The 24,930-nt window shown below is 59.0% G+C and carries 21 protein-coding genes; 9 read left to right on the top strand and 12 right to left on the bottom strand.

Features of this window, described 5'->3' with window-relative positions; all coding sequences use genetic code 11:
- The first annotated feature begins 33 nt into the window (after nt 1–33).
- A complete protein-coding gene (locus IAE48_RS20305; protein ID WP_200135406.1) occupies nt 34–1,338 on the top strand; it encodes an inosine/guanosine kinase in 1,305 nt (434 codons plus the stop codon).
- Between the two features lie 541 nt (nt 1,339–1,879).
- Here IAE48_RS20305 and ybaL read toward each other — a convergent pair.
- Nucleotides 1,880–3,562: a YbaL family putative K(+) efflux transporter gene (gene ybaL, locus IAE48_RS20300; protein ID WP_054804529.1), complete on the bottom strand. Its 1,683-nt coding sequence runs from the start codon at nt 3,560–3,562 to the stop codon at nt 1,880–1,882.
- Nucleotides 3,563–4,080: 518 nt separating this feature from the next.
- Between ybaL and ushA the strand changes: the two genes are divergently transcribed.
- A complete protein-coding gene (gene ushA / locus IAE48_RS20295) occupies nt 4,081–5,733 on the top strand; it encodes a bifunctional UDP-sugar hydrolase/5'-nucleotidase UshA (protein ID WP_200135405.1) in 1,653 nt (550 codons plus the stop codon).
- Between the two features lie 4 nt (nt 5,734–5,737).
- Here ushA and ybaK read toward each other — a convergent pair whose 3' ends face one another.
- The 4 genes from ybaK to IAE48_RS20275 all read right to left on the bottom strand — a co-directional run bounded on the left by ybaK (nt 5,738) and on the right by IAE48_RS20275 (nt 10,157).
- On the bottom strand, nt 5,738–6,217 hold the full coding sequence (gene ybaK, locus IAE48_RS20290; RefSeq protein WP_200135404.1) for a Cys-tRNA(Pro)/Cys-tRNA(Cys) deacylase YbaK: 480 nt from the start codon (nt 6,215–6,217) through the stop codon (nt 5,738–5,740).
- Nucleotides 6,218–6,294: 77 nt separating this feature from the next.
- Nucleotides 6,295–7,104, bottom strand: coding sequence for a TraB/GumN family protein (locus IAE48_RS20285; protein ID WP_200135403.1), 810 nt, complete (start codon nt 7,102–7,104; stop codon nt 6,295–6,297).
- Nucleotides 7,105–7,190: 86 nt separating this feature from the next.
- A complete protein-coding gene (gene copA, locus IAE48_RS20280; protein ID WP_200135402.1) occupies nt 7,191–9,689 on the bottom strand; it encodes a copper-exporting P-type ATPase CopA in 2,499 nt (832 codons plus the stop codon).
- Between the two features lie 171 nt (nt 9,690–9,860).
- Nucleotides 9,861–10,157 (bottom strand): TM2 domain-containing protein, encoded by a 297-nt coding sequence (locus tag IAE48_RS20275; protein ID WP_094419560.1) that lies wholly within the window; start codon nt 10,155–10,157, stop codon nt 9,861–9,863.
- Between the two features lie 195 nt (nt 10,158–10,352).
- On the opposite strand from IAE48_RS20275, the gene cueR reads away from it, so the two are divergent.
- Entirely contained in the window at nt 10,353–10,763 is a 411-nt protein-coding gene (gene cueR, locus IAE48_RS20270) for a Cu(I)-responsive transcriptional regulator (RefSeq protein WP_139568912.1), read from the top strand.
- Here cueR and IAE48_RS20265 read toward each other — a convergent pair.
- The 7 genes from IAE48_RS20265 to tesA form a co-directional block, all read right to left on the bottom strand.
- The gene (locus IAE48_RS20265) at nt 10,717–11,454 is read right to left on the bottom strand and encodes a DUF3142 domain-containing protein (protein WP_200135401.1); all 738 of its coding nucleotides are present in this window, start codon (nt 11,452–11,454) and stop codon (nt 10,717–10,719) included. The genes cueR and IAE48_RS20265 overlap by 47 nt on opposite strands.
- Nucleotides 11,424–13,619 (bottom strand): hypothetical protein, encoded by a 2,196-nt coding sequence (locus tag IAE48_RS20260; protein WP_200135400.1) that lies wholly within the window; start codon nt 13,617–13,619, stop codon nt 11,424–11,426. The genes IAE48_RS20265 and IAE48_RS20260 overlap by 31 nt, the downstream gene beginning before the upstream one ends.
- Before the next feature lie 21 nt (nt 13,620–13,640).
- Nucleotides 13,641–14,102 carry an NfeD family protein gene (locus IAE48_RS20255; protein WP_094192980.1) on the bottom strand — a complete coding sequence of 154 codons (462 nt, stop codon included), beginning with the start codon at nt 14,100–14,102 and terminating at the stop codon, nt 13,641–13,643.
- Nucleotides 14,099–15,013, bottom strand: coding sequence for an SPFH domain-containing protein (locus IAE48_RS20250; protein WP_023479088.1), 915 nt, complete (start codon nt 15,011–15,013; stop codon nt 14,099–14,101). The genes IAE48_RS20255 and IAE48_RS20250 overlap by 4 nt, the downstream gene beginning before the upstream one ends.
- An 84-nt stretch (nt 15,014–15,097) precedes the next feature.
- On the bottom strand, nt 15,098–15,952 hold the full coding sequence (locus IAE48_RS20245) for a co-chaperone YbbN (protein WP_200135399.1): 855 nt from the start codon (nt 15,950–15,952) through the stop codon (nt 15,098–15,100).
- A gap of 59 nt (nt 15,953–16,011) precedes the next feature.
- Nucleotides 16,012–16,782, bottom strand: a complete 771-nt coding sequence (locus IAE48_RS20240; protein WP_200135398.1) for an SDR family oxidoreductase — start codon at nt 16,780–16,782, stop codon at nt 16,012–16,014.
- Between the two features lie 28 nt (nt 16,783–16,810).
- Nucleotides 16,811–17,434, bottom strand: a complete 624-nt coding sequence (gene tesA / locus IAE48_RS20235) for a multifunctional acyl-CoA thioesterase I/protease I/lysophospholipase L1 (RefSeq protein WP_164483652.1) — start codon at nt 17,432–17,434, stop codon at nt 16,811–16,813.
- Here tesA and ybbA point away from each other — a divergent pair.
- The 6 genes from ybbA (at nt 17,405) to IAE48_RS20205 (ending at nt 24,687) form a co-directional block, all read left to right on the top strand.
- The gene (gene ybbA / locus IAE48_RS20230; RefSeq protein ID WP_054804540.1) at nt 17,405–18,091 is read left to right on the top strand and encodes a putative ABC transporter ATP-binding protein YbbA; all 687 of its coding nucleotides are present in this window, start codon (nt 17,405–17,407) and stop codon (nt 18,089–18,091) included. The two genes, tesA and ybbA, sit on opposite strands and share 30 nt — an antisense overlap.
- Nucleotides 18,088–20,502: a putative ABC transporter permease subunit YbbP gene (gene ybbP / locus IAE48_RS20225; protein ID WP_200135397.1), complete on the top strand. Its 2,415-nt coding sequence runs from the start codon at nt 18,088–18,090 to the stop codon at nt 20,500–20,502. Before ybbA ends, ybbP begins: the two co-directional genes overlap by 4 nt.
- A gap of 183 nt (nt 20,503–20,685) precedes the next feature.
- Nucleotides 20,686–21,828 (top strand): porin, encoded by a 1,143-nt coding sequence (locus IAE48_RS20220; RefSeq protein ID WP_200135396.1) that lies wholly within the window; start codon nt 20,686–20,688, stop codon nt 21,826–21,828.
- A 288-nt stretch (nt 21,829–22,116) separates the two neighbouring features.
- Complete coding sequence (locus tag IAE48_RS20215; protein ID WP_139569087.1) at nt 22,117–22,953, top strand: MetQ/NlpA family ABC transporter substrate-binding protein; 837 nt, start codon at nt 22,117–22,119, stop codon at nt 22,951–22,953.
- Nucleotides 22,954–23,015: 62 nt separating this feature from the next.
- Nucleotides 23,016–24,035: a virulence-associated ABC transporter ATP-binding protein SfbB gene (sfbB, locus tag IAE48_RS20210; RefSeq protein ID WP_200135395.1), complete on the top strand. Its 1,020-nt coding sequence runs from the start codon at nt 23,016–23,018 to the stop codon at nt 24,033–24,035.
- Nucleotides 24,028–24,687, top strand: coding sequence for a methionine ABC transporter permease (locus IAE48_RS20205; protein ID WP_023479087.1), 660 nt, complete (start codon nt 24,028–24,030; stop codon nt 24,685–24,687). Before sfbB ends, IAE48_RS20205 begins: the two co-directional genes overlap by 8 nt.
- Nucleotides 24,688–24,930: the final 243 nt, after the last annotated feature.

Raw genomic sequence — 24,930 nt, 5'->3', positions numbered from 1 at the left:
GCACGGCCCGAATGTATTGCACGTAGCACAAAGATGAAATTTCCCGGTAAACGTAAGTCCAAACACTATTTCCCCGTCAACGCCCGCGACCCCTTATTGCAGCAAATCCAGCCTGAGAGCGAAACCGGCACCAGCTGGGTGGTCGGTATCGACCAGACGCTGGTGGATATCGAAGCGAAAGTGGATGATGCGTTTATCGCACGTTTCGGCCTCAGTGCTGGCCATTCGCTGGTGATCGCCGATGATGTCGCCGAAGCGCTCTATCAGGAACTGGTAAGCAATAACCTGATTACCCACCAGTTTGCGGGCGGCACCATTGGCAACACCCTGCACAACTACTCGGTGCTGGCCGATGACCGCTCGGTTTTACTGGGCGTGATGTGCGATAACGTGCAAATCGGCGGTTACGCTTACCGTTACCTCTGCAACACCTCCAGCCGTACCGATCTTAACTACCTGCAGGGCGTTGAGGGGGCGATTGGCCGCTGCTTTACGCTGGTCAGCGACAGCGGTGAGCGCACCTTCGCCATCAGCCCCGGTCATATGAACCAGCTGCGCCCGGAAAGTATTCCCGAAGAGGTGATTGCTGGTGCCTCCGCGCTGGTGCTCTCCTCCTATTTAGTGCGCTGTAAGCCCGGTGAACCGATGCCGGAGGCGACCATGCAGGCGGTGGCCTATGCCAAAAAGCACAATGTGCCGGTGGTGCTGACGCTGGGTACCAAATACGTTATCGCTGACAACGTGCCGTGGTGGCGCGACTTCCTCAAAGAGAACGTCTCGATTCTGGCGATGAATGAAGAGGAGGGGCACGCTCTGACCGGTGAGAGCGATCCGCTGATGGCGGCGGATAAAGCGCTGGACTGGGTCGATCTGGTGCTCTGCACCGCCGGGCCTGTTGGCTTATATATGGCGGGCTTTACCGAAGATGAGGCGAAGCGCAAAACCCAGCACCCGCTGCTGCCAGGCGCGATTGCCGAATTTAACCAGCATGAGTTTAGCCGTGCGATCCGCCATAAGGATTGCGAGCATCCGCTGCGCATCTACTCCCATATCGCCCCTTATATGGGCGGGCCGGAGAAGATCATGAACACCAACGGCGCAGGCGATGGCGCGCTGGCGGCGCTGCTGCATGATATTACCGCTAATAACTATCACCGTAACAACGTGCCAAACTCCAGTAAGCATAACTTCAGCTGGCTGACCTACTCGTCGCTGGCGCAGGTGTGCAAATACGCGAACCGCGTCAGTTACCAGGTGCTGAACCAGCACTCCCCGCGCTTAACCCGCGGCCTGCCGGAGCGGGAAGATAGCCTCGAAGAGGCGTACTGGGAGCGTTAAGGAAAAGGCCAGTAACGAAGCCGCTGAAACGGCCCAGGCCGGATAAGCGGTTACGCGCCATCCGGCATTCTCACCGCGGCACCGATTGCCGGATGGCGGCTCCGCCTTATCCGGCCTACAAAAGCGTAGCCCGCTGAAACGGCGTAGGCCGGATAAGCGCCAGCGCCATCCGGCAATCTATCAGCGATACCGACTTTGCTTTTATCTCTAATATGACAGCGAGGGTGTTGTGTCCCCGCTGAAATCGGCGAACCGAAGCGGGAATGACAAGGTCTGGACGCCAGGGATGGCGGACAGAGGCGAACCGAGACAGGATGTCGAGTCGAGCCGGCCGCAGTCAGGCACGCGGGAGGTGAGCGCAGTGCGCAGCACCGATTTCCTTGCGGGGCCGCGGGGATTGATAAGGGGAGCGCGGCCGCTTCCCTTATCCCGTTCACCGCATAAGAGGTTAATGAAACTCCCGAACACCTGGTGAACGGAACGATCCCACCAATGCAACATGCCAGGCCAATTGCCGGATGGCGCATACCGCTTATCCGGCCTACGCGGTTTCCGCGGCTTCATTTCCTGCTGGCGTATTCGCCAGAATATTCAACATCGTATTGGCGATCTCGCGCTCACCCATCACCACCTGGTTTGCACCGCGTTCGCTGATGTAATCCACCTCATCGTCATAATGGGCGCGGGCGATAATCTCAATGTTCGGGCACTTCTCGCGCGCGGTGGCGACAATCTCACCCGCTTCATAGCCGTTCGGAATGGTCAACAGCAGCCAGCGGGCGCAATCCAGATGCGCCAGATTCATAATCTCTTCATTCGCCGCATTGCCCAGCACCGCGCGGACACCGCGCTCGCGCAGCTCATCCACCCGCGTGCGGGAGGTTTCAATCACCACCAGCGGAATGCCCTGGGCAATCAGCTTCTCGCCGAGCAGGCTGCCGACGCGGCCAAAGCCGACCAGCAGCGCATGGTTGCAGATATCAACCGGGATCTGCTTCTCATCTTCCGTCGCCTCTTCCAGCGTCTGCTCCTCCAGCGTCTCGGTCTTATCGAGATACTTCTCGAGGATCGTAAAGAGGATTGGGTTGAGCATAATCGACAGGATCGCCCCTGCCAGCACCAGGTTTTGCCCCTCCTGCGGCAGCAGATCCAGCGCCATCCCCAGCCCTGCAAGAATAAAGGCAAACTCACCAATCTGCGCGAGGCTGGCGGCGATGGTTAATGCGGTACGCGGCGAGTGGCCAAACATGCGCACCAGCAGAAAAGCCGCCGCCGATTTACCAAAGACAATAATTGCCAGCGTTGCCAGCACCGCCAGTGGCTGATCGACAAGGATCATCGGATCGAAGAGCATGCCGACGGAGACGAAGAAGAGCACGGCAAAAGCGTCGCGCAGCGGCAGCGTGTCGTGGGCCGCACGGTGGCTCAGCTCGGACTCATTAAGCACCATCCCGGCGAAGAAGGCACCGAGAGCGAAGGAGACATCAAACAGCTCAACCGCGCCGAAAGCGATACCGAGCGCCAGCGCCAGCACCGAAAGGGTAAACAGCTCGCGGGAGCCGGTCGCGGCGCTGCGCGCCATGATCCACGGCACCAGGCGGCGGCCAACCAGCATCATAATAGCGATAAAGGCCACCACTTTACCGATGGTAATACCCATATCCACCGCCAGCGAGGCAAGGCCGACATCGCCTTTCTCCATCATGCCCGCCACCGCTGGCAACAGCACCAGCGTTAACACCATCACCAGGTCTTCAACGATCAGCCAGCCGATGGCAATCTGCCCGCGCTGGCTATCCACCAGCTGTCGCTCCTCAAGGGCGCGCAGCAGCACCACGGTACTGGCGGTTGAGAGACAGAGACCAAAGACGATGCCGGTCATCAGCGACCAGCCAAGCCCGGCAGAGAGCGCCATACCCAGCAGCGTCGCCACGGCTATCTGTGCGATCGCGCCGGGAATGGCGATGGCCTTTACCGCCATCAAATCCTTCAGGGAGAAGTGCAGGCCGACGCCGAACATCAGCAGTATCACGCCCAGCTCTGCGAGTTCAGGTGCCAGTTTGGTATCCGCCACAAAACCCGGCGTAAACGGCCCCGATAACACGCCCGCTAATAAGTAACCCACCAGAGGGGAAATACGCAGTTTGTTGGCAATCATGCCGAGGATAAAAGCGAGCACAAGCCCGCCGACAATGGTGGTAATAAGCGGTGTGGCGTGATGCATTCCGTCTCCTTTCGTTGATGCGTGGATCCCACGGTCGTCGACCGATAGCTGAGTTACAGTTTATGACAATTTTGCCGGCCGCGTTTGTTAATAATTGTTGAATTATGAAGAAAACAGCAATCTGGATGAAAAAAATCGCCAACCGGCTCTGCCATAACATAACTAAGGGAGCTATCGCCGTTTTAAAGGATAAGCGGCAGAGAAAACCAGGGCTTTCCCCGGGCAGAAAGGCAGGTAAGTCAGCGTGATGGTGAGCGAATATGGTGATCATCCTGTGCAAACAGGGGAAGATGCGCTTTCTGCCTGCTCATTCAATGCAACCGTGCATCGTTACGCTTGTTGCATTCACGCGCCTGCAAGATTGCGGTTGTGTCTCTTTTATGAACAATGAAGGGGCAGGCGGGAAATAAAAAGTGACGCGCAATAAACGCTGCCCGTCATAGTCACCAGAACTTATTTGTCTATTATTGACGAGCGCTGTATTTTCTCCTTTCACCAATGGGGTCAGGGAGAGAAGCATGAGCGTGTTAAAGAAGAGCATTACGGTGAGCCTGCTGGCGGCGCTGGGCGCATTAAGCCTGTCGGCGCAGGCTTACGAGCAGGATAAAACCTATAACATCACCATCCTGCACACGAACGACCACCACGGCCACTTCTGGCGCAGCGAGTATGGCGAATATGGCCTCTCGGCGCAGAAGACGCTGGTGGACGGTATTCGCAAAGAGGTGGCGGCGCAGGGCGGCAGCGTGCTGCTGCTTTCAGGCGGTGACATCAATACCGGCGTACCGGAGTCTGATTTACAGGATGCCGAGCCCGATTTCCGCGGCATGAACCTTATCGGTTATGACGCAATGGCGGTCGGCAACCACGAGTTCGATAACCCGATGAGCGTCCTGCGCCAGCAGGAGAAGTGGGCGAAGTTCCCCTTCCTCTCCGCCAATATCTACCAGAAGAGCACCAATCAGCGCCTCTTTAAGCCGTGGATGATCTTCAACCGTCAAGGGCTGAAAATTGCTGTTATCGGCCTGACCACCGACGACACGGCCAAAATCGGCAACCCGGAGTACTTCACTGATATCGAGTTCCGCCAACCGGCCGCCGAAGCGAAGCTGGTCATTGATGAACTGAATCAAAATGAAAAACCGGATGTGATTATCGCCACCACCCATATGGGTCATTACGACAACGGCGAGCATGGTTCCAACGCGCCGGGCGACGTCGAAATGGCGCGCAGCCTGCCGAAAGGGGCGCTGGCGCTGATTGTGGGCGGTCACTCACAGGATCCGGTCTGCATGGCCTCGGAGAATAAAAAACAGGCCGATTATGTGCCCGGCACACCGTGCGCACCGGATCAGCAAAACGGTACCTGGATTGTGCAGGCCCATGAGTGGGGTAAATACGTTGGTCGCGCGGATTTCCAGTTCCGTAACGGCGAGATGAAACTGGTGCGCTACCAGCTCATTCCGGTCAACCTGAAGAAGAAAGTGACCTATGACAACGGCAAGAGCGAACGCGTGCTCTATACGCCGGAAATTGCTGAAAACGGGCAGATGCTCTCGCTGCTGACGCCGTTCCAGAACAAAGGCAAAGCGCAGCTGGGCGTGAAGATTGGCAGTACGACGGGCCGTCTTGAAGGGGATCGCAGCAAAGTGCGCTTTGTGCAGACCAACCTGGCGCGGGTCCTTCTCGCCGCACAGATGGCGCGCACCGGCGCGGATCTGGCGGTGATGAGCGGTGGTGGCGTTCGCGACAGCATTGAAGCGGGCGATATCACCTATAAAGATGTGCTGAAAGTGCAGCCCTTCGGCAACACCGTCGCCTACGTTAATCTCAGTGGTAAAGAGCTGCTGGATTACCTGACAGCCGTGGCGCAGATGAAGCCCGATTCCGGCGCCTACCCGCAGTTTGCCAACGTCAGTTTTGTAGCGAAAGGCGGCCAGCTGAGCGACGTGAAGATCAAAGGTGAACCGCTGGATGCGGCGAAAAGCTACCGTCTGGCGACCCTGAGCTTCAACGCCACTGGCGGTGATGGTTATCCGCGGCTGGATGATAAAGCCGGATATGTGAACACCGGCTTTATCGATGCTGAAGTGCTGAAAGAGTTCATCCAGAACAACTCACCGCTGGATGTGAATGCTTACGAACCGAAAGGCGAAGTGAGCTGGCAGTAGCGCCTCACTCGCGGCGGGCGATATCGGCAAATTGCGCACCCAGCAGTTTCGCCAGATCGCTCGCCACCAGTTCAATATCCAGCCCGCGCTTACCGCCGGAGATATAGATGGTGTCGAAGGTTTGTGCGGGCGCATCGATCAGCGTCGGCAGGCGTTTTTTCTGCCCCAGCGGGCTGATACCGCCCACCAGATAGCCGGTGGTGCGCTGCGCTACCAGCGGATCTGCCATATCAACTTTTTTCGCGCCCAGCGCTTTAGCAACCTTCTTCAAATCGAGCATCCCGGCCACCGGCGTCACCGCCACGGCTAACTGCTTCATATCGCCGTTGACCGCTACCAGCAACGTTTTATAAACCCTGTCGGCATCCAGCCCCAGCTTGCGCACCACTTCATCGCCGAAGTTGGTCTCGTTAGGGTCGTGATCGTAGCTGTGGAGTTGAAAAGCGATGCCATTTTTTTCCAGTAACTTTACGGCGGGCGTCATAATAATCCTTCTTATCAAGCGTTTTCACGCCGTAAGCATACGCCTGCACCCACCCGGGAAAATAGTAGCATCTTGCGCTAATGAGCCATTTTTTCCGCTAACAGCGCGGGAAGATTGCCGTCGCCATAGAGATGCAGCGCGCCTGCGGCCACCACATAGCGCCCCGGCGGCAGGCGGAACAGATAGTCGCACCATGCGCGGTTACGCTGATGCATCAGCACATCGTGCAGCGGCTGGCTAAAGGTTGAGGGGAGACTCAGGTTTTCGTCGTGCGGCGGGCTCTCCAGCCACCAGCTCATCATTACCTGTAACAGGCGCGCATTCTCATGCCAGTGGGTGAGGGTGTCCTGCAACAGTTCGCTACCCTCGTCCGGCAGCTGGCGCAAAATATCGAGCTGGCTGGTGATGCCCTCCAGCTCCATGATCGCCACATTAAAACGCTGCGCTGCTTGTAAAAGCTGGTAGTCGATGCCGTAATCGGACCGCAGCCCGAGCCGCTGCGCCTGCGTTGCTTGTAACACCAGCGCGATGTGCCAGGCCGGGCGCGTCTCAAATGCCGCACGGCTTAACGACAGGCTCTCCAGCGTGCTCTCTAACGAAGCGAGCAGCGCCGGGCTGAGGCGGGTGTCGAGCGGGTCGGCGTCAGGAAGGTTAGCAAACGGCGAGTCGGAACCGGCGATATCCGCCTCGACAATCAGCGCATCGGCCTCGCGCACCTTTTGCAGCAACGCGACGGGCAGCGGCGCCATGCCGTGGGTGCCCATATGAATACTGCCGACCAGGTGAAGGTGCCGGTCGCCGGGCAACTCAACGTCTAATGCAGGCCAGGGGTAGCGGCGCTGACGAAGCGCGAGAAGAAAAGCTTTCAATCGTTGAAACAGGCTCATACGCGCTTCCTGAGAGTAAAAAGGCATGCTAACGCGCGAAGCGGGAGGGTGTAAACCCCGCCGCAGGTGGCGGCGGGGCGGGGGGCTTAGTCGCGCGGGGTAAAGCGCAGCAGCCGGTTGGCGTTACTCACCACCGTAATCGAGGAGAGCGCCATCGCCGCTCCGGCTACCACCGGGTTGAGCAGTGTGCCGGTGAGCGGCCAGAGAATCCCGGCGGCAATCGGGATGCCAAGGGAGTTATAGATAAAGGCCCCGAGCAGGTTCTGTTTCATATTGCGCAGCGTGGCGTTGGCAATCGCCAGCGCATCGGCCACACCCATCAGGCTATGGCGCATCAGCGTAATGGCCGCCGTTTCAATCGCCACGTCGCTGCCGCCGCCCATCGCAATGCCGACGTCAGCCTGCGCCAGCGCCGGAGCATCGTTGATGCCATCACCAATCATCGCCACCTGGCGACCCTGCTGCTGGAGCTGTTTGATCGCCTCGGCTTTGCCATCCGGCAATACGCCCGCAATCACCTCATCGATGCCCGCCTCTTTGGCAATGGCGTTTGCGGTGGTCGGGTTATCGCCGGTCAGCATCACCAGCCGGTAACCGGCGCGGTGCAGGCGTTGCAGTGCCTGCACGCTGTCGTCACGCAGCGGATCGCGAATGGCGAACAGCGCCCGCGCTTTGCCCTCTACTGCCAGCAGCACTGGCGTCGCGCCACGGCTGGCCTGGGCGGCAATCTCTTCATCCAGCGCGCGCGTATCGATCTGCTGTTCCGCCAGCAGCGCCTGGTTGCCAAGCAGCACGCGCTGCCCGTCAATCTCGCCGCTGACCCCCAGCCCGCGAAGGGTGCGGAACTGCTTCACTTCCGCCAGCGCCTCAGTTGCGGCTTTTTCCAGAATTGCGTGCGCCAGCGGGTGGCTGGAACCCTGCTCAAGCGCCGCCGCCAGGCGCAGGGCGCTCGTTTCATCCCCCTCCAGCGCGGTGATGCTCACCACTTCCGGTTTGCCGCGCGTCAGGGTGCCGGTTTTATCAAACACCAGCGTATCGAGTGTGCTGGCGCGTTGCAGCGCATCGGCATCGCGTACCAGCACGCCAAACTCTGCCGCACGCCCGACGCCGGAGATAATCGACATCGGCGTCGCCAGCCCGAGGGCGCAGGGGCAGGCGATAATCAGCACCGTGGTGGCGATCACCAGCGTATAGACAATCTGCGGTGCCGGGCCGAAGAGGTACCAGATGGCGCCGCTCAGCAGGGCGATGGCGACGACCACCGGCACGAACACCGCTGAAATACGGTCAGCGAGCTGGCCGATCTCCGGTTTACTGCTCTGTGCCTGGCGCACCATGCGGATAATGCGCGACAGCGTGGTGTGGCTGCCCACGGCGCTGGCGGTAAACAGGACGCTGCCATCCTGCACCACGGTGCCGGCGTGAATCGTCTCGCCCGCACCTTTTTGCTGCGGCACCGGCTCGCCGGTCAGCATCGCTTCATCAAACCACCCCTCGCCGTCGCGGATCTCGCCATCCACCGGCACGCGATCGCCGGTAGTCAGGCGCAGCGTCATGCCCGGCTGCACTTCGGCCAGCGGCACGTTTTTTTCTCCCTCAGGGGTGACCACCCGCGCCGTTGGCGGGGTTAAATCGAGCAGGCGCTCCAGCGCTTTTGACGAGCGCTGGCGGGCGCGCGCTTCCAGCATATGGCCGAGGTTAATCAGACCGATAATCATCGCGCTGGCTTCGTAATAGAGGTGGCGGGCTTCCATCGGAAACCACTGCGGCCAGATATTGACGCTCATCGAGTAGAGCCAGGCTGCGCCGGTGCCAAGGGCAACCAGCGTGTCCATCGTCGCGGTGCCGTTACGCAGGCTTTTCCATGCGCTGCTGTAGAAGTGCCCACCGGCAAACACCATCACTGCCAGCGTGAGCACGCCAATGCCGAGCCACAGCGAGCGGTTGGCCTCGGTGACCATCATATTGTCGCCGAGCATCCCCCACAGCATGATCGGCACGCCGACCAGCAGGGCGACAATCGCCTGCCAGCGAAAGCGCTTCAGGGTGGCGAGCGCCGTCTCCTGCTGGCGCTCACGCCGCTTAATATCATCTTCAATCGCTTCCGCGCCGTAGCCTGCCTGCTCGACGGCGCTGACTAATTCTGCGGCGGGCGCGCTGCCCATCACCAGCGCAGTGCGCTCCGCCAGGTTTACCCGTGCCTGCGTGACGCCCGGAACTGCCTGTAAGGCTTTTTGTACCCGGGAGACACAGCTGGCGCAGCTCATACCGTTGATCAACAGCTGCTGGCTGTCATCAAGCGGGTCTGCTGCCGGAAGCTCTGGAGTGGCCGCTGTCAGTGCTTCCGACGGGAGTGATGACTCTGCCAGCGGTTTAGCCTTTGGGTGGCTGACGCTCGCGCCGTATCCGGCCTCTTCAATCGTCGCGATAAGCGCTTCGGCGCTGGCGCTGCCGGTCACCTGGGCATGCTCGATGGTGACATCGGCCGCCTCAACGTCGGGGCGTTTTTCCAGGCTCTCTTTTACACGTTTAACGCAATGGCCGCAGGAGAGGCCATCCAGGTTTAGCTCTATGGTTTGAGACATACGCAATCTCCTCAGGGATGTGGCTTTTGATAACACGTAACAAGCTTAAACCTTCCCGCGAGGGGAAGGTCAAGTTCAGGTCGGCACAAAATAGCTCACACGGCAAAAACCGCCGCCAGAAATAACAAACCCCGCATTGAGCGGGGTCTGGCATCATTTGGCGGTTAATACTCAGCCATATTTACGCGCGAATTCTTCGTCGGAATTACACAAGTAAATAATAAATTCGATAAAGGAGATGATTGCCGGAATACAGGTCCAGAAGAACAGCAGATAAAGAATGCCCTGTCCCGGTTTACCTAAATAGAATTTGTGTGCGCCGAAGCCGCCAAGGAAGAAGGCGAACAGCGCAGCGGAGATGCGGCTTTTCTTGCCAGCGGTGCTCTGCGGCGCGCCGCAGCCCGGACATGCAACCGCTTCTTTATGTATCTCCTTTCCGCAACCGCGGCAAAAAGCCATATCACTCATAAACAACTCCTGTGTGTCGAACTTTTATCATTATTTGAAAATCCCGCGCTATGGTATAGCGAAGCGGCAGGTCGGCAAATAAAAATATTTACCACATGCATATATTTGTTTTGCAGTACCGCAAGGATTAATATCATTCTCCAGCCTCATAACAGGCGACGCACTATTTGCCGTGTGTAAATAATGGGGAAGATGATGAATATCAGCGATGTGGCAAAAAAGACCGGTTTAACCAGTAAAGCGATCCGTTTTTATGAGCAGAAGGGGCTGGTGACGCCGCCTTTGCGCGGGGAAAATGGCTATCGCAGCTACAACCAGCAGCATCTCAATGAGCTGACGCTGCTGCGCCAGGCGCGTCAGGTGGGATTCAATCTCGAAGAGTGCGGCGAACTGGTTAATCTGTTTAACGATCCCGCCCGTCACAGCGCCGATGTGAAAGCCCGTACGTTACAGAAAGTGGCTGAGATTGAGCGCCATATCAGCGAATTGCAGGCGATGCGCACCCAACTGTTGACGCTGGCGGAGGCCTGCCCCGGCGACGAGGGGGCCGATTGCCCGATTATGGACAACCTTTCCGGCTGCTGTCATCGCCAGGCAAAGGGTTAAGCAGAAAGGTCACCGTGCCGCGATACCAGCGTGAAGCGGCAAGCCTCGCTATCTCGCGCTCATCGCACATCCCGCCCGCCACGACGCCCAGTTTAAACGGAATGCGCAGACCGGCGAGCGCTGGCAGGTAATCGGTAAAGTTCACCACCGTACGGCGTCCCTGATAGCTCTGCACTACCAGTTCATCCACCGGCAGGGCATTCAGCGTGGCCACGCTGCCGGTTTTCGCCCAGTCCAGCAGCCCGGTTACCCCCAGCGCATAGTGCGCGGGCAGCGTATGCCGCAGCCGTTGCAGAAAGCGGGCGTACTCATCAAGCCGCCAGGTGGCGGCATCGAAATCGATCTGCAGGCCAACGACTTCGTTTCCCGCAGCCTGCCAGCGCGCCAGCAGGCTGTTGAGGCGCAGCAGCAGCGAATCCGGCACGTCGAGAGTGGCAAAGCGCACCGTCAACCAGATGCGCGGAAATACCAGCCGGTTAACGGGCAGCCCTTTGCGCTCAAACACCGTTTTGCCGCCGTGGATCACCACTTCACCCTGATGGAGATAGACCACATCGGCCTGGCGCAACGCCCCGCCGGGGCGCACGCCGGACCAGAGCCAGAACGCCTGCTCCTGCCCCTTCGCCGGGCTTAATGAAGCGAGCAGTGCAGCAAGCGCGATTACCAGTAGTAGCGGAGTTCGTTGGCCCATACGCTTCCGGGGTAACGGCTCTTCAGTTGCTGGAACCAGGCTTTGCGCACCGATTTCTCCACGTCCTCGCCGCCGCAATCGTTATAGCCCGACGGCGCATAACACATCACCGCGCGGTAGAGGGCATAGCTCTTATCTTCCGGCTCCGCTTTCGGGTTGTTGATCACCTGCTGATAGGCGGCCAGCCGCTGCGGCACGCCGGGCAATGCTTTCATGGAGGTGGCATCGTCAAGGGCATCATTGCCACCGCGATCGGCTCCCAGCGAGACGCTCGCCTGCGTAGTGCGGAAGAATTCGCCGAGGCAGTTCAGCGCATGGCCATCCGTTGGCGTTTTGCTCAGCGTAGTGACGGTCTTCTCCAGCGCGGCACAGGTGTAGCGGCTCGCCTCATCGCTGCCTTGCCAGTTAAAGACGTTCAGATCGACATCCGAGAACGCCTCATCTTTTACCGGTGGCGTAATGGCGGCAATCAGCTTTTTATCCTGTAACCAGTCGGCGTAGTTTCCGGCGGTCAAATCGCGCATCAGCAAGGTGTGCAGGGCGATCGTGCGCTCTTCGCTGTTCGGCCCGTTTTGTGCCTGCGTAAGCAGCAGCGGGCGCGAGGCCTTGGTTTTCAGCACCAGCGAGCGAAAGCGCAGGTTAGTGACCCGGCTCTTCGCTGCGAAGATCTCATCGACCTTCTCACTCGCCACCAGCGTGGCCGCCAGTTTGGCCTGTAACAACTGCTGTTGTTCGACGTCACGGCTTAAATCGAGCAGGCGCAGCCAGTGGCTTTGCGCCTCGGGCCAGGCTTTTTGCGCCATCAGCGCATCGCCATACAGCACCTGTTCGCTAAAGGCGAGTACGTCATGCTCCGCCAGCGCTTTTGCCGGGGTGATACCGCTGACCACTGTGGCGTAATCCTGCGAGCTGAAAGCCAGTTGCAGACGAAGGTAGTTCCACAGCGCGCCACGCTGGTTGTTGTCGAACTCTGCTTTATGGCTCTCAAGCCAGGCCTTATCGATACAGGGCATATTTTCCCGGCAGGGCGATTCGCGCATCCAGCGCAGGGCGGCAATAAAGGTCATCAGCGATGCGTTTGGCGCGCTGACAAACGCATCGCCTCCCCAGCTAACATCCTTACTCAGCAGCTTGTTGTCGCTCTCATTGATCAGCGTCACCAGCGCATCGCCGCTGGTGGCGGCAGAGAGCGCGTTTTCATAGCGCACCGCGAGGCTGTCCCACTGCTGAAGATACCAGTCGATGCGGCGCAGCATCCCCTGCGTCGAAGCGGCATAGCGCCCTTGCGGCCACTGCTTGAGGTAACTCTCCGCCGCGCTTCGCGCCTGCTCAGCGTGGGGCTTATCAATTTTCGCAACGTCAAAATCGCCATATTCGCCGTTGGCATTTTCGCTGCTGGCGTTGAGCGCATTGCGCATCAGCATGTAACTTGCCGTCTCGGCAAGCCACGGCTGCGTGCTCTTTGTCAGCGAAGCGAAAAGCGGTTCGGCGGCGGCATAATCACCGGCATAGAAGCTGTTAGCGGCCTGAAGATAGGTGCGAAAACCCGCCGCCGCTGAATTCTCCGGGAAGGAGAGGGTGCTGATCGCCTCTATACTCTGCGAAGATTCATTAGCCGCGATGCGCGCGGTCGCCAGCGCCTGGCGCTGCGGCGCGGTCAGGGATTTATCCTCAAGCAGGGCGGCGAAGAAGGCTGAAAGCGTCTCGTTATTTTGTGAAACAAAACGGGTTTCACCGTCGCTGCCCGCGTCATCAACCGCTGCGTCATTGCCGTCGGCAATCAGGCGCAGCAGGGCGGGCGGCAGCGTGTTGTCGCTCGCGACGCCCAGCGCATTCATCTGCTGGCGCAGCGTGGCGGCAAGCCTTGAGGCTTCTGTCGCGGCAGCAGGCGGCGCGTCATCGTGATGCACACCGAAGTAGACGTTGCGGCTGCGGGTAACATCTGCTGGCATCGGCTGGCGCAGCGGATAGAGGCCTTTGCTGTCGCCCAGCAGGCGCAGCAGGTTGTCGCGGGTATCGGTGTGGATGGCGATAACCGGCGGCGTGGAGAGGTAGCAGCCGGGGCTGCCCCATGTGCAATCATCAATATCGGAAGAGGCCAGCGCGGATGCGCTGGCGCCAAGCGCGAGCAGGATGCCCAGCGCGAGCTGTTTTTGCGGGCCCATAGCCGGGATCCTTGGGTTAAGTTAGTCGCTTACGGGAGTGATACGCAGCGTAATACCTTCAATGGCGATGACCTCGACGCGCGTACCGGCGGCGAGATCGGTATCGGCGCAGACCGGCCATGAGCTGTCGCCCACGCGCATATGTCCGCGACTGTTGACCAGCGCATTATCCAGCGTGAAACGGCGACCGAGCAGCTGTTGCCCGCGCAGGTTGAGCGAGGCGTCGGCGGGGTTTTGCTGTTTTACGCGTTTTGACAACCACAGCCACCAGAGCCAGGCGGCCAGCAGCGTCAGCAGGGCAAACAGCACCCCCTGCCACTCCCAGCTAAACGGGATGACCCACGCCAGCAAACCGGTGGCGACGGCCGCAATGCCGCTCCATAACAGATAGCCGTTGCCGCCGAGCATTTCGGCGGCGAGCAGCAGCCCACCCAGCGTCAGCCAGGCGAGGTAGGTATGTTCAAGCAGCAGTTCGGCGATCATTTTTTACGCTCGTTGGCGCTATCTTTCACCAGCTCGGCAATACCGCCAATGGCACCCAGCAGGCTGCTGGCATCCAGCGGCATCATCACCACTTTGCTGTTGTTGGCTGAGCCAATCTGCTGCAGCGCTTCGGTATATTTCTGCGCCACAAAGTAGTTCACCGCCTGGATATCGCCGGAGGCGATCGCCTCAGAAACCATCTGCGTGGCGCGGGCTTCCGCTTCCGCCGAACGCTCACGCGCTTCTGCCTGCAGGAAGGCAGACTGACGTTCACCTTCAGCTTTCAGGATCTGCGACTGTTTATCCCCTTCGGCTTTCAGGATCTCCGCCTGGCGGATCCCTTCGGCTTCAAGGATGTAGGCACGTTTAGTACGCTCCGCTTTCATCTGCGCGTTCATGGAGGAGACCAGCTCCGCCGGCGGACGCACATCGCGGATCTCAATACGCGTTACTTTGATGCCCCACGGGTTGGTGGCTTCATCGACAATGTGCAGCAGGCGGGTGTTGATGCTGTCACGCTGGGAGAGCATCTCGTCCAGCTCCATCGAGCCGAGCACGGTACGGATGTTGGTCATGGTCAGGTTAACGATCGCCAGCTCCAGATTGCTCACCTCATAGGCGGCGCGCGGCGCGTCGATAACCTGAATAAAGCAGACGGCGTCAATGGTGACGTTGGCGTTATCTTTGGAGATGATCTCCTGGGAAGGGATGTCGAGCACCTGCTCCATCATATTGATCTTACGACCAATGCGATCCATAAACGGCACGACAAGGCTTAGACCCGGTTGCAGTGTGCGGGTAAAGCGGCCAAAGCGTTCCACGGTCCACTGGAAGCCCTGGGGGACAATTTTTACACCGGAAAAGACAATAACCAGCGCGACGACGATAAGAACGATAATGACGATTGGCATCAAAAAAACCTCCTGTTTAATTTGATGCCATCTTAGCCCGAATTGGCGACGAAAGCAGCCCGATCGCCAAATTTAGCAGGGTGATCAGTAAAGCAGCGAGTAGAGCTGACGGCGGTATTTTGACGCCAGCGCATCGCCGGTGCCGAGCGCGGCGAGGATCTCTTGCAGCGTTTTGCGCGCGTCGCCGTTCGCCGCGCCAAGATCTTTACGCAGGTGATTAAACAGCAGATCCAGCGCCTCTTCGTTACGCCCGACCTGATGCAGCTGCAACGCCAGTTGGGTTGCCAGCGCCGCATCCTCCGGGTTATCGGCAACCTGCTGTTGCAACTGCTGGATTTCCGGCGTGTCGGCCGCTTTGCGTAGCAGATCGATCTGCGCGATCAGCCCCTGGTAACGGGTGTCCTGATCCTGCAACGGCACCACTTTCAGCACCGCTTCCGCTTCGTCGGCGCGGTTTAACACAATCAGCGTTTCCGCCAGCAGGAAGCCGATTTCGCTCTGCTGGTTAGAGAGCTGCCATGCCTCTTTCAGCAGCGGCAGCGCCTCAGCGTGGTTGCCTGCCTGCATCAACTCCATCGCCTGCTGCGCTTTTAGTTCTTCTTCACGCGGCAGCACTTTGTCGAGCAGGGCGCGGATCGCCTCTTCCGGCTGCGGGCCCTGGAAACCATCGACCGGCTGACCGTTCTGGAAGAGATAGACCGTTGGAATGGCGCGCAGGCCAAACTGCGAAGCGACCATCTGCTCGGCATCGCAATCCACTTTCGCCAGAATAAACTGCCCGTTGTACTGCGCGGCCAGCGTTTCCAGGACCGGCGTCAATTGCAGACAGTGTTGGCTGCGCTCGGACCAGAAATAGAACAGCACCGGGGTCGCAACGGACTGTTCCAGCACCTGTTGCAGGTTCGCTTCGGTAATATTGACGATATTCTGTACGGACATGGCAATTTCTCTGTTTAAACAAGTAAGAATGAGATGGGGACGCGACACGCGCCTTCAACTCATCCGTGCAAAATTTTATCCATCATGCTCGCTGGCAGTAGACGTTTCAGCAGGCTAACCGCCCAGGTCACCAGCGTGACGGGGTAGCGCAATTTCGGATGTTTACTCTCAAAAGCATGGCGCACTTTGGCGACCACCGCCTCCGGGCCGAGGGTAAAGCGCGCGGCGATGCCGGGGTTTTCTACTGGTTTATCGCGCTGCGTCTGGTTGACGTTATCGGTAAAACGCGTGCGGATGGGGCCAGGCTCAATCAGGCTCACTTTAATACCGGTGTGGCGCAGCTCCATGCGCAGCGCATCGGACCAGGCTTCCAGCGCATATTTACTTGCGGCATAAGCACCGCGACCGGGCGTGGAGATCAGGCCCATCACCGATGAGGTCATCACAATGCGCCCTTCGCCGTGCGGCAGCATGGCCGGAAGCAGACGCAGCGTGAGCTGATGAGTGCCGAAAAAGTTGCTGGAAAACTGCTGCTCCAGCTGTTCACGGCTGATGGAGTCAAGGGAGCCATACACGCCGTAACCGGCGTTATTGAAGAGGCCATAGAGGCGGTTACCGGTCAGGGCGATCACTTCATCCGCTGCGCGATCCACGCTCGCCGCGTCATCAAGATCGAGCAAAACGCCGGTGAATCCCTCTTGCTCCATGCGTGCCACATCGTCGGTTTTACGGCAGGCCGCCAGCACGCGAAACCCCTGACGCTTTAGCTCGCGGGCGCTCTCCAGACCAATACCGCTGGAACATCCTGTTATTAAGACCGTTTTTTGCATAACTTTACCTGGGGACGCGCCTGAATATTCAGGAGGCGTGATTAACTAAAGGAGCCAGTCGCGTGGCCATCCAGTCGGCAATAAACGGCTGGGCATCGCGATTGGGGTGAATACCATCATCCTGCATCCACTGCGGTTTCAGATAGACTTCTTCCATAAAAAAGGGCAGCAGAGGAACATCCAGCTCGCTGGAAAGCTTCGGGTAAATGGCACCAAAGGCCTCAGTATAACGACGACCGTAGTTGGCGGGCAGCCGTATTTGCATCAGCAGCGGCTTCGCATCGGCGCTCTTTACCGTCTGGATAATCTGGCGCAGCGTCTGTTCCGTTTGCTGCGGCGGAAAACCGCGCAGGCCGTCATTGCCGCCGAGTTCGACCAGCACCCAGCGTGGTTTATGCTCTTTTAACAGCGCGGGCAGGCGCGCCAGGCCCTGCTGCGAGGTGTCGCCGCTGATGCTGGCGTTCACCACCACAGGCTGTTGCTGCCACTTGTTATTGAGCAGCGCAGGCCAGGCCGCCGTTGCCGCCATCCGATAGCCCGCACTCAGGCTGTCGCCAAGAATCAATAGCGTGTCCGCCGCCGCGGCGCGAAAGGTTAACAAAAGCAAAAACAGGAAGGGCAAATGCCAGCGGAAAACATTGTTGAAGTTCATCATCTTAAGAAGTCCGTCGGTCAGGGGGAGCAGGAGCTTTCAATCCTTACCGGAGTTGAGCTGGTTGTCAAACCAGCTGAAACCATCGCGCTGATTGGCGAGTCCGGTTCCGGGAAGTCGACGCTGCTCGCCATTCTCGCCGGGCTGGATGATGGCAGCAGCGGCGAAGTGCATCTGCTCGGCAAGCCGTTACATAAGATGGACGAAGAGGCGCGCGCGCAATTACGTGCGCAAAATGTCGGGTTTGTTTTTCAATCCTTCATGCTGATCCCGACCCTTAACGCGCTGGAAAACGTGGAACTGCCTGCGCTGTTGCGCGGTGAAAAGAGTAGCGAAAGCCGCAGCAGCGCCAAAGCGTTGCTCGACGAGTTGGGGCTGGGCAAACGCCTCGACCACCTTCCGGCACAGCTCTCGGGCGGCGAGCAACAGCGCGTGGCGCTGGCCCGCGCCTTTAACGGTCGTCCGGCTGTGCTCTTCGCCGATGAGCCGACCGGCAATCTCGATCGACAGACGGGCGACAAAATCGCTGACCTGCTCTTCTCAATGAATCAACACTACGGCACCACGCTGCTGCTGGTGACCCATGATGCGCAGCTGGCGGCGCGCTGTGACAGGCGTCTGCGGCTGGTCAACGGCGAACTGCGGGAGGAAGCATGATTGCCCGCTGGTTCTGGCGCGAATGGCGCTCGCCATCGCTGCTGATTGTCTGGATGGCGCTGAGCCTCGCGGTGGCCTGCGTGCTGGCGCTCGGCACCATCGGCGATCGCATGGAGAAGGGCTTAAGCCAGCAGAGCCGGGATTTTATGGCCGGCGACCGCGCCCTGCGCAGCTCGCGTGAAATTCCGCCTGGCTGGCTGGAGGAGGCGCGTAAAAGCGGCCTGCAAGTGAGTGAGCAGGTGAGCTTCAGCACCATGACGTTTGCTGGCGACACGCCGCAGCTGGCGAGTGTTAAAGCGGTGGATAATCGCTATCCGCTCTATGGCGAGCTGGAAACGCAGCCCGCCGGGCTGAAACCGCAGCCGGGCACGGCGCTGCTCGCTCCGCGTCTGATGGCACTGCTGAATGTGAAACCAGGCGACACGATTGAGGTGGGCGATGCCACGCTGCGCATCGCTGGCGAAGTGACGCAGGAGCCCGATTCTGGGTTTAACCCCTTCCAGATGGCACCGCGCCTGTTGATGAACAGCGCTGATGTGGCAAAAACTGGCGCCGTCTTGCCGGGCAGCCGCGTCAGCTGGCGGGTGAAGTTTGCCGGTACGCCCGCGCAGTTAGAGAAGTATGAGACGTGGCTGCTGCCGCAGCTTGGCGCGGATCAGCGCTGGTACGGGCTGGAGCAGGATGACGGCGCGCTGGGTAAATCCTTACAGCGTTCGCAGCAGTTCTTGCTGCTATCGGCGCTGCTGACGCTGCTGCTGGCGGTTGCCGCCGTTGCGGTGGCGATGAGCCACTACTGCCGCAGCCGCTACGATCTGGTGGCGATTCTGAAAACCCTCGGTGCCGGTCGCGCGCAGCTGCAAAAGCTGATTGTTGGCCAGTGGGCGCTGCTGCTTGGGCTGGCGGTGATCACCGGCGGCGCGCTGGGGCTGCTGTTTGAAAAGGTGCTGATGCTCCTTCTCAAACCGGTGTTGCCTGCCGCGCTGCCGCCCGCAAGCTACTGGCCGTGGCTATGGGCCATCGGTGCAATCGTGGTGATCTCGCTGCTGGTGGGGCTGCGTCCCTATCGTCTGCTGCTGGCGACGCAGCCGCTGCGGGTGCTGCGCCGCGACGCGGTGGCGAATGTCTGGCCGCTTAAGATCTATCTTCCGGCGGTAGCGATTATCACCGTGCTGCTGCTCGCCTGGCTGATGGGTGGCAGCATGTTGCTGTGGGCAGTGCTGGCGGGGGCGGTAGTGCTAGCACTGCTCTGCGGCGTGGTCGGCTGGCTGCTGCTCAATGTGCTGAAGCGCCTGACCCTGAAAGCGCTGCCGCTGCGTCTGGCGGTGAATCGCCTGCTGCGCCAGCCGTGGTCGACCCTGAGCCAGCTGTCGGCCTTCTCCCTCTCGTTTATGTTGCTGGCGATGCTGCTGGTGCTGCGCGGCGACCTGCTTGACCGCTGGCAGCAGCAGTTACCGGCCGAAAGCCCGAACTACTTTTTGATTAATATCGCCCCGGAGCAGATCGCGCCGCTGAAAACCTTCCTTGCTGAGCATCAGGTGATCCCGGCGGCGTTCTACCCGATTGTGCGGGCGAGAATGACGCAGATTAACGGCCAGTCTACCGAGGGCAACGCCGACGAGGCGCTGAACCGCGAACTTAACCTCACCTGGCAGCAGCAGCGGCCCGATCACAACCCACTGACCGCAGGCAACTGGCCGCCGAAAGCGGGTGAAGTCTCGGTGGAGGAGGGGCTTGCCGAGCGGCTTGGTCTGAAGCTGGGCGACACGGTGACTTTTACCGGCGATACGCAGGCGTTCAGCGCAAAGATCTCCAGCCTGCGCAAGGTGGACTGGGAGAGCCTGCGGCCCAACTTCTTTTTTATCTTCCCGCCGGGTGCGCTCGACGGGCAGCCGCAGAGCTGGCTCACCAGCTTCCGGCTGGAGGGGAACAACGGCATGTTAACGCAGCTTAACCGCGCCTTTCCGACCATTAGCCTGCTCGATATTGGCGCGATTTTAAAACAGGTCGGCCAGGTGCTGGAGCAGGTGAGCCGGGCGCTGGAAGTGATGGTGGTGCTGGTTACCGCCTGCGGCGTGTTACTGCTGCTGGCGCAGGTGCAGGTTGGTATGCGTCAGCGTCACCAGGAGCTGGTGGTCTACCGCACGCTGGGAGCGGGCAAACGGCTGCTGCGCACCACCTTGTGGTGTGAGTTTGCGCTGCTGGGGCTGGTCTCCGGGCTGGTCGCCGCCATCGGCGCGGAAACGGCGCTGGCGCTGCTGCAAACCCGCGTGTTTGATTTCCCGTGGCAGCCCGACTGGCGGCTGTGGATCACGCTGCCGCTCTGCGGGGCGCTGCTGCTCTCCCTGTGCGGCGGGTGGTTAGGTAGCCGTTTGTTAAAGGGTAAGGCGCTGTTCCGTCAATTTAGTGGTTAATCCTGCCTGAAAAAGCGGCACCGATAATTCAATTGGTGTCGCACTATTTCAACGTGTAAACAATTAAGCGATAGTTGTTTAGTAGCACAAAACATTAAAAAAACTTCGCCCACCAGAATCTTATAAAAGCTATGATGCGCGCGCTAATTAACAGTTAGTTGTATCTATCCCCAAGGAAAAACCATGAAAATAAAAACAAGCGCCCTGGCGACAGCCATTGGCGCAGCAGTGGCGTTGGCGTCTTTCACAGCACAAGCAGAAATTACTGTTCTGAAACAAAACCCGCAGGCCGGCGATCCCCTTAGCCGCCTGAACTTCACCGTCGGCGGCTCGATTCGTCCGCAGTTCCAGAATATGACCGGTAACGATGGCAAAAACGCCTATAAACGTAACGGTTTTGACGGCGGCTCCCGCTTCCGTTTCGCAGCGGATTACTACCTGTTCGATGACATTAGCTGGGTCAGCTACTACGAGCTGGGCGTTGATATCCCGAAACTGTTTGACTGGGATAACCACTACGCGGAAACCGCGCACAACACCACGCGCCGTATGCTCTACACCGGTCTGAAAAGCCAGACCTGGGGTACGTTAACCTTCGGTCAGCAGAACAGCGTTTATTACGATGTGGTCGGCGCGAAAACCGATATCTGGGACTACGACATGCTGGCGCAGGCACCGGGTAACGGCATCAAAGGCGATTACGACGGCTCTTATCGTTCACGCAAGATGCTGAAATATAAGAAAACCGTTGGTGACGCGGATATCTATGCTTCTTATCTGTTCAGCGATGATTACCTGGCGACCGACGGCAACCGTTACAAACGTAAAAGCGGCGGTTCACTGGGTCTCGATTATCACCTGACCGACGATCTGACCTGGGGCGCGGCGTGGAACTACACCCGTGCGGATATGCGTCAGCCTTCTACCGGCGACAGCAAAAACTACGATCAGAACATCCTTGGCACCGCGCTGAGCTGGACCCCGGATAACTGGACCTTCTCCCTGGGCGGCGGCTGGTATCAAAACTTCATGCTGACCAAGAAGAAGGATGTGCATAACTACTTCGCGGGCGATGCGTGGGGCGTTGAGTACTTTGCCGGGTATAAATTCCCGATCGCACAGTACGCGGTGAAATACATTCAGCCGTACGTGATGGGTGACCGTCTGGAGTTCGCCAACGGCCGTAATTATCAGCGTATCGATAATGGCGTGGGTGTAACCGTGCAGCTGGATTATGGTTTCCGTGTTGATTACGAACACGTATTTACCTCCAGCACCGACAACCTGGGCGATATGAACCTGGTTCGTCTGCGTTACGATTTCTAATCGACACCTGTGCGGCCTGCCTCTGATACGCAGGCCACACAGCACGCTACCAATGCCTGATGGCGCTTCGCTTATCAGGCCTACGGAAATGTACCAACGTAGGCCGGATAAGGCATCGCCGCCATCCGGCATTTCTCCTCTCTCTCCCTGACAAGTTGAATTTTTTTCAATTACCGCTGCGCTGGCTTTGTGCCATCTTATTCCCCGGCCTTATCGACAAGGCGCACACTGAACGCGACGCACTGCACGCCGCGTCACACAGCACATCATTACCATCAGGGAGAATGTATGGGACCTCGTCTCGGTTTACGCGCGCTTTTTGGCGCACTACTTCTGGTTTGCGGTCTGCCTTTCGCGCAGGCCAACAGCGATCCACACACCATCGTTTTCGGCGTCGCGCCGGGTCCGTATGGCGATATGGTGAAACAGGCGATTGCCCCTTCGCTGAAAGAGAAGGGCTACAAAGTTGTGGTGCGCGAATTCAGCGATTACGTGCAGCCAAACATGGCGCTGGCTAACGGCAGCATCGACGCCAACCTCTTCCAGCACAGCCTCTATTTCGACAAATTCACCGCCGATAAAGGCCTCAAGCTCAGCAAGCTGATCGCCGTGCCGACCGCCGGGATGGGCTTTTACTCTCACAAAATCAAAAGCCTCGATGAGCTGAAGAAGGGCGACATCATCACCCTCTCAAACGATCCCACTAACCTGGCGCGCGGGCTGCGCTTCCTGCAATCGCTGGGGCTGATTACCATCAAAGACGCTATCGATCCGACCAAAGCCTCCGAGCGCGATATCGCCAGCAACCCGAAAGGGCTGGTGTTTAAACCGCTGGAAGCCGCGCAGTTGCCGCGTACGCTTGATGGCGTCACCGCCTCGCTGGTAAACGGCAACTTTGCGGTCGCCGCCGGGATGGATCTCGCTTCGGCGATCAAGCAGGAGAAGCTCGACGAGAACCTGAAAAACATCATTGCTGTGCGCAGTGAAGATGCCGACAAGCCCTTCGCGAAAGATATCGTGACGGCGGTGAAATCCCCGGCTTACCGCGCGGTGATCGACGATCCGAAAAATATCTTTGCCGCTTTCCAGAAACCCGACTGGATGCAGAGCGCGGATAAACAATAACAGCGGATGCGTGATCGGGCAGGCTGCGGCCTGCCTTTTGTTTTTTGCCGTTTGAGGTTGGCATGATTGAACTAGATAACGTTTGCGTCGATTTTCCGGCCGGGCGCGGCAGCAGCAGCGCGACGCGTGCCGTCGAGGCGGTTTCGCTGCGCATTGCTGCCGGAGAGATTTTCGGCATTGTTGGCACCAGCGGCGCGGGCAAAAGTACCCTGCTGCGCACGCTTAATGCTCTGCAACGCCCAAGCGAAGGGCGAGTCAATATTAACGGCGTCACCATTTCTGATTTAGAGGGCGTGACGCTGCGCCAGGCGCGCCAGCGCATTGGCATGATTTTCCAGCACTTCAACCTGATGCACACCCGCACGGTGGCGCAAAACGTCGCCTTCAGCCTGAAGGCTGCGGGGTGGGAGCGGAGTAAAATTGCGCCACGCGTGGCGGAGATCCTCGCACTGGTAGGCTTAAGCGATAAAGCGAATCGCTACCCGGTGCAGCTTAGCGGCGGGCAGAAGCAGCGTGTCGGCATTGCGCGCGCTATCGCTAACCACCCGGACGTACTGCTCTGCGATGAGCCGACTTCCGCGCTGGATCTGGAAACTTCTGCCACCATTCTGGCGCTGCTTAAAGAGATTAACGCGCAGATGGGGATCACCATTGTACTGATCACCCATGAGATGAATGTCATCAAAACCATCTGCGATCGCGTGGCGGTGATGTCGGCGGGCAAAGTGGTGGAAGAGGGCGAGGTGTTCGATATTTTTGCCCATCCGCAGCACCCGTTTACGCAGCAACTGGTGTCGCACACTCTCAACCTGACGCTGCCCGCGCGTCTGCATGAACATCTTCCCGGTCAGCTGCTGAAGGTGCTGTTTATCGGCGACTCCGCCGAGCAGCCGGTGCTTTCGGACGCGGCGGTAAAATTCGGCGTGGCGGTCAATATTCTGCACGGCAAAATCGAGTATATCGGCGAGCGTGCGTTGGGCATTTTAGTGGTGCAGCTGACGGCGCAGAACCCGCAGGCAGTCAGCGATGCCGTGGCGTACATTCACAGCCGGACGGCGCAGGTGGAGGTGATCCGTGGATGATTTACTGGCTGATTTGAGCCTCGCCTTTGGCGAAACATTCCAGATGCTCAGCATCTCAACGGTGCTGGCGATTGTCGGCGGCCTGCCGCTCGGTTTCCTGATTTTCGTCACCGACAGGCATCTGTTCTGGCAAAACCGCGCCGTCTACCTGTTGAGCTCGATTCTGGTGAACATCATCCGCTCGGTGCCGTTTGTCATCCTGCTGGTGCTGCTCCTGCCGCTGACGCAGTGGCTGCTCGGCAACACGATTGGGCCTATCGCGGCGTCGGTGCCATTATCGGTGGCGGCTATCGCCTTTTATGCGCGGTTGGTGGACAGCGCGCTGCGCGAAGTAGACAAGGGGATTATTGAGGCGGCGGAAGCCTTTGGTGCCAGCCCGCTACGCATTATCTGCACCGTGCTGCTGCCAGAAGCGAGCGCCGGGCTGCTGCGCGGCTTAACCATTACGCTGGTCAGCCTGATTGGCTATTCGGCAATGGCGGGGATAGTCGGCGGTGGCGGGGTCGGCGATCTTGCGATCCGTTTCGGCTATTACCGGTATGAAACCCAGGTGATGATCGTCACCGTCGTGGCGCTGATTATTCTGGTGCAGATTGTGCAGGTCGTCGGTGACTGGCTGGCAAAACGGGCCGATAAACGCGACCGACATTAGACCCAAATGGAATGTGCCTGATGGCGCTTCGCTTATCAGGCCTACAAACCCATTGGCATCAGGGTCTGTAGGCCGGATAAGGCAACGCCGCCATCCGGCAATTGAGTTCGGTGCGGTACATCCTGATGGCGCTTCGCTTATCAGGCCTACAAAACCCATCGACGTCACGATATGTAGGCCGGATAAGGCATCGCCGCCATCCGGCAATTGAGTTCGGTGCGGCACATGCCTGATGGCGCTTCG

The sequence above is a fragment of the Kosakonia sp. S57 genome, assembly GCF_016516575.1.
In the GTDB taxonomy this organism is placed as follows: Bacteria; Pseudomonadota; Gammaproteobacteria; order Enterobacterales; family Enterobacteriaceae; genus Kosakonia; species Kosakonia cowanii.
Note: the sequence above shows the minus strand (reverse complement) of the source record. Positions and strands in the feature narration are given on the sequence as shown.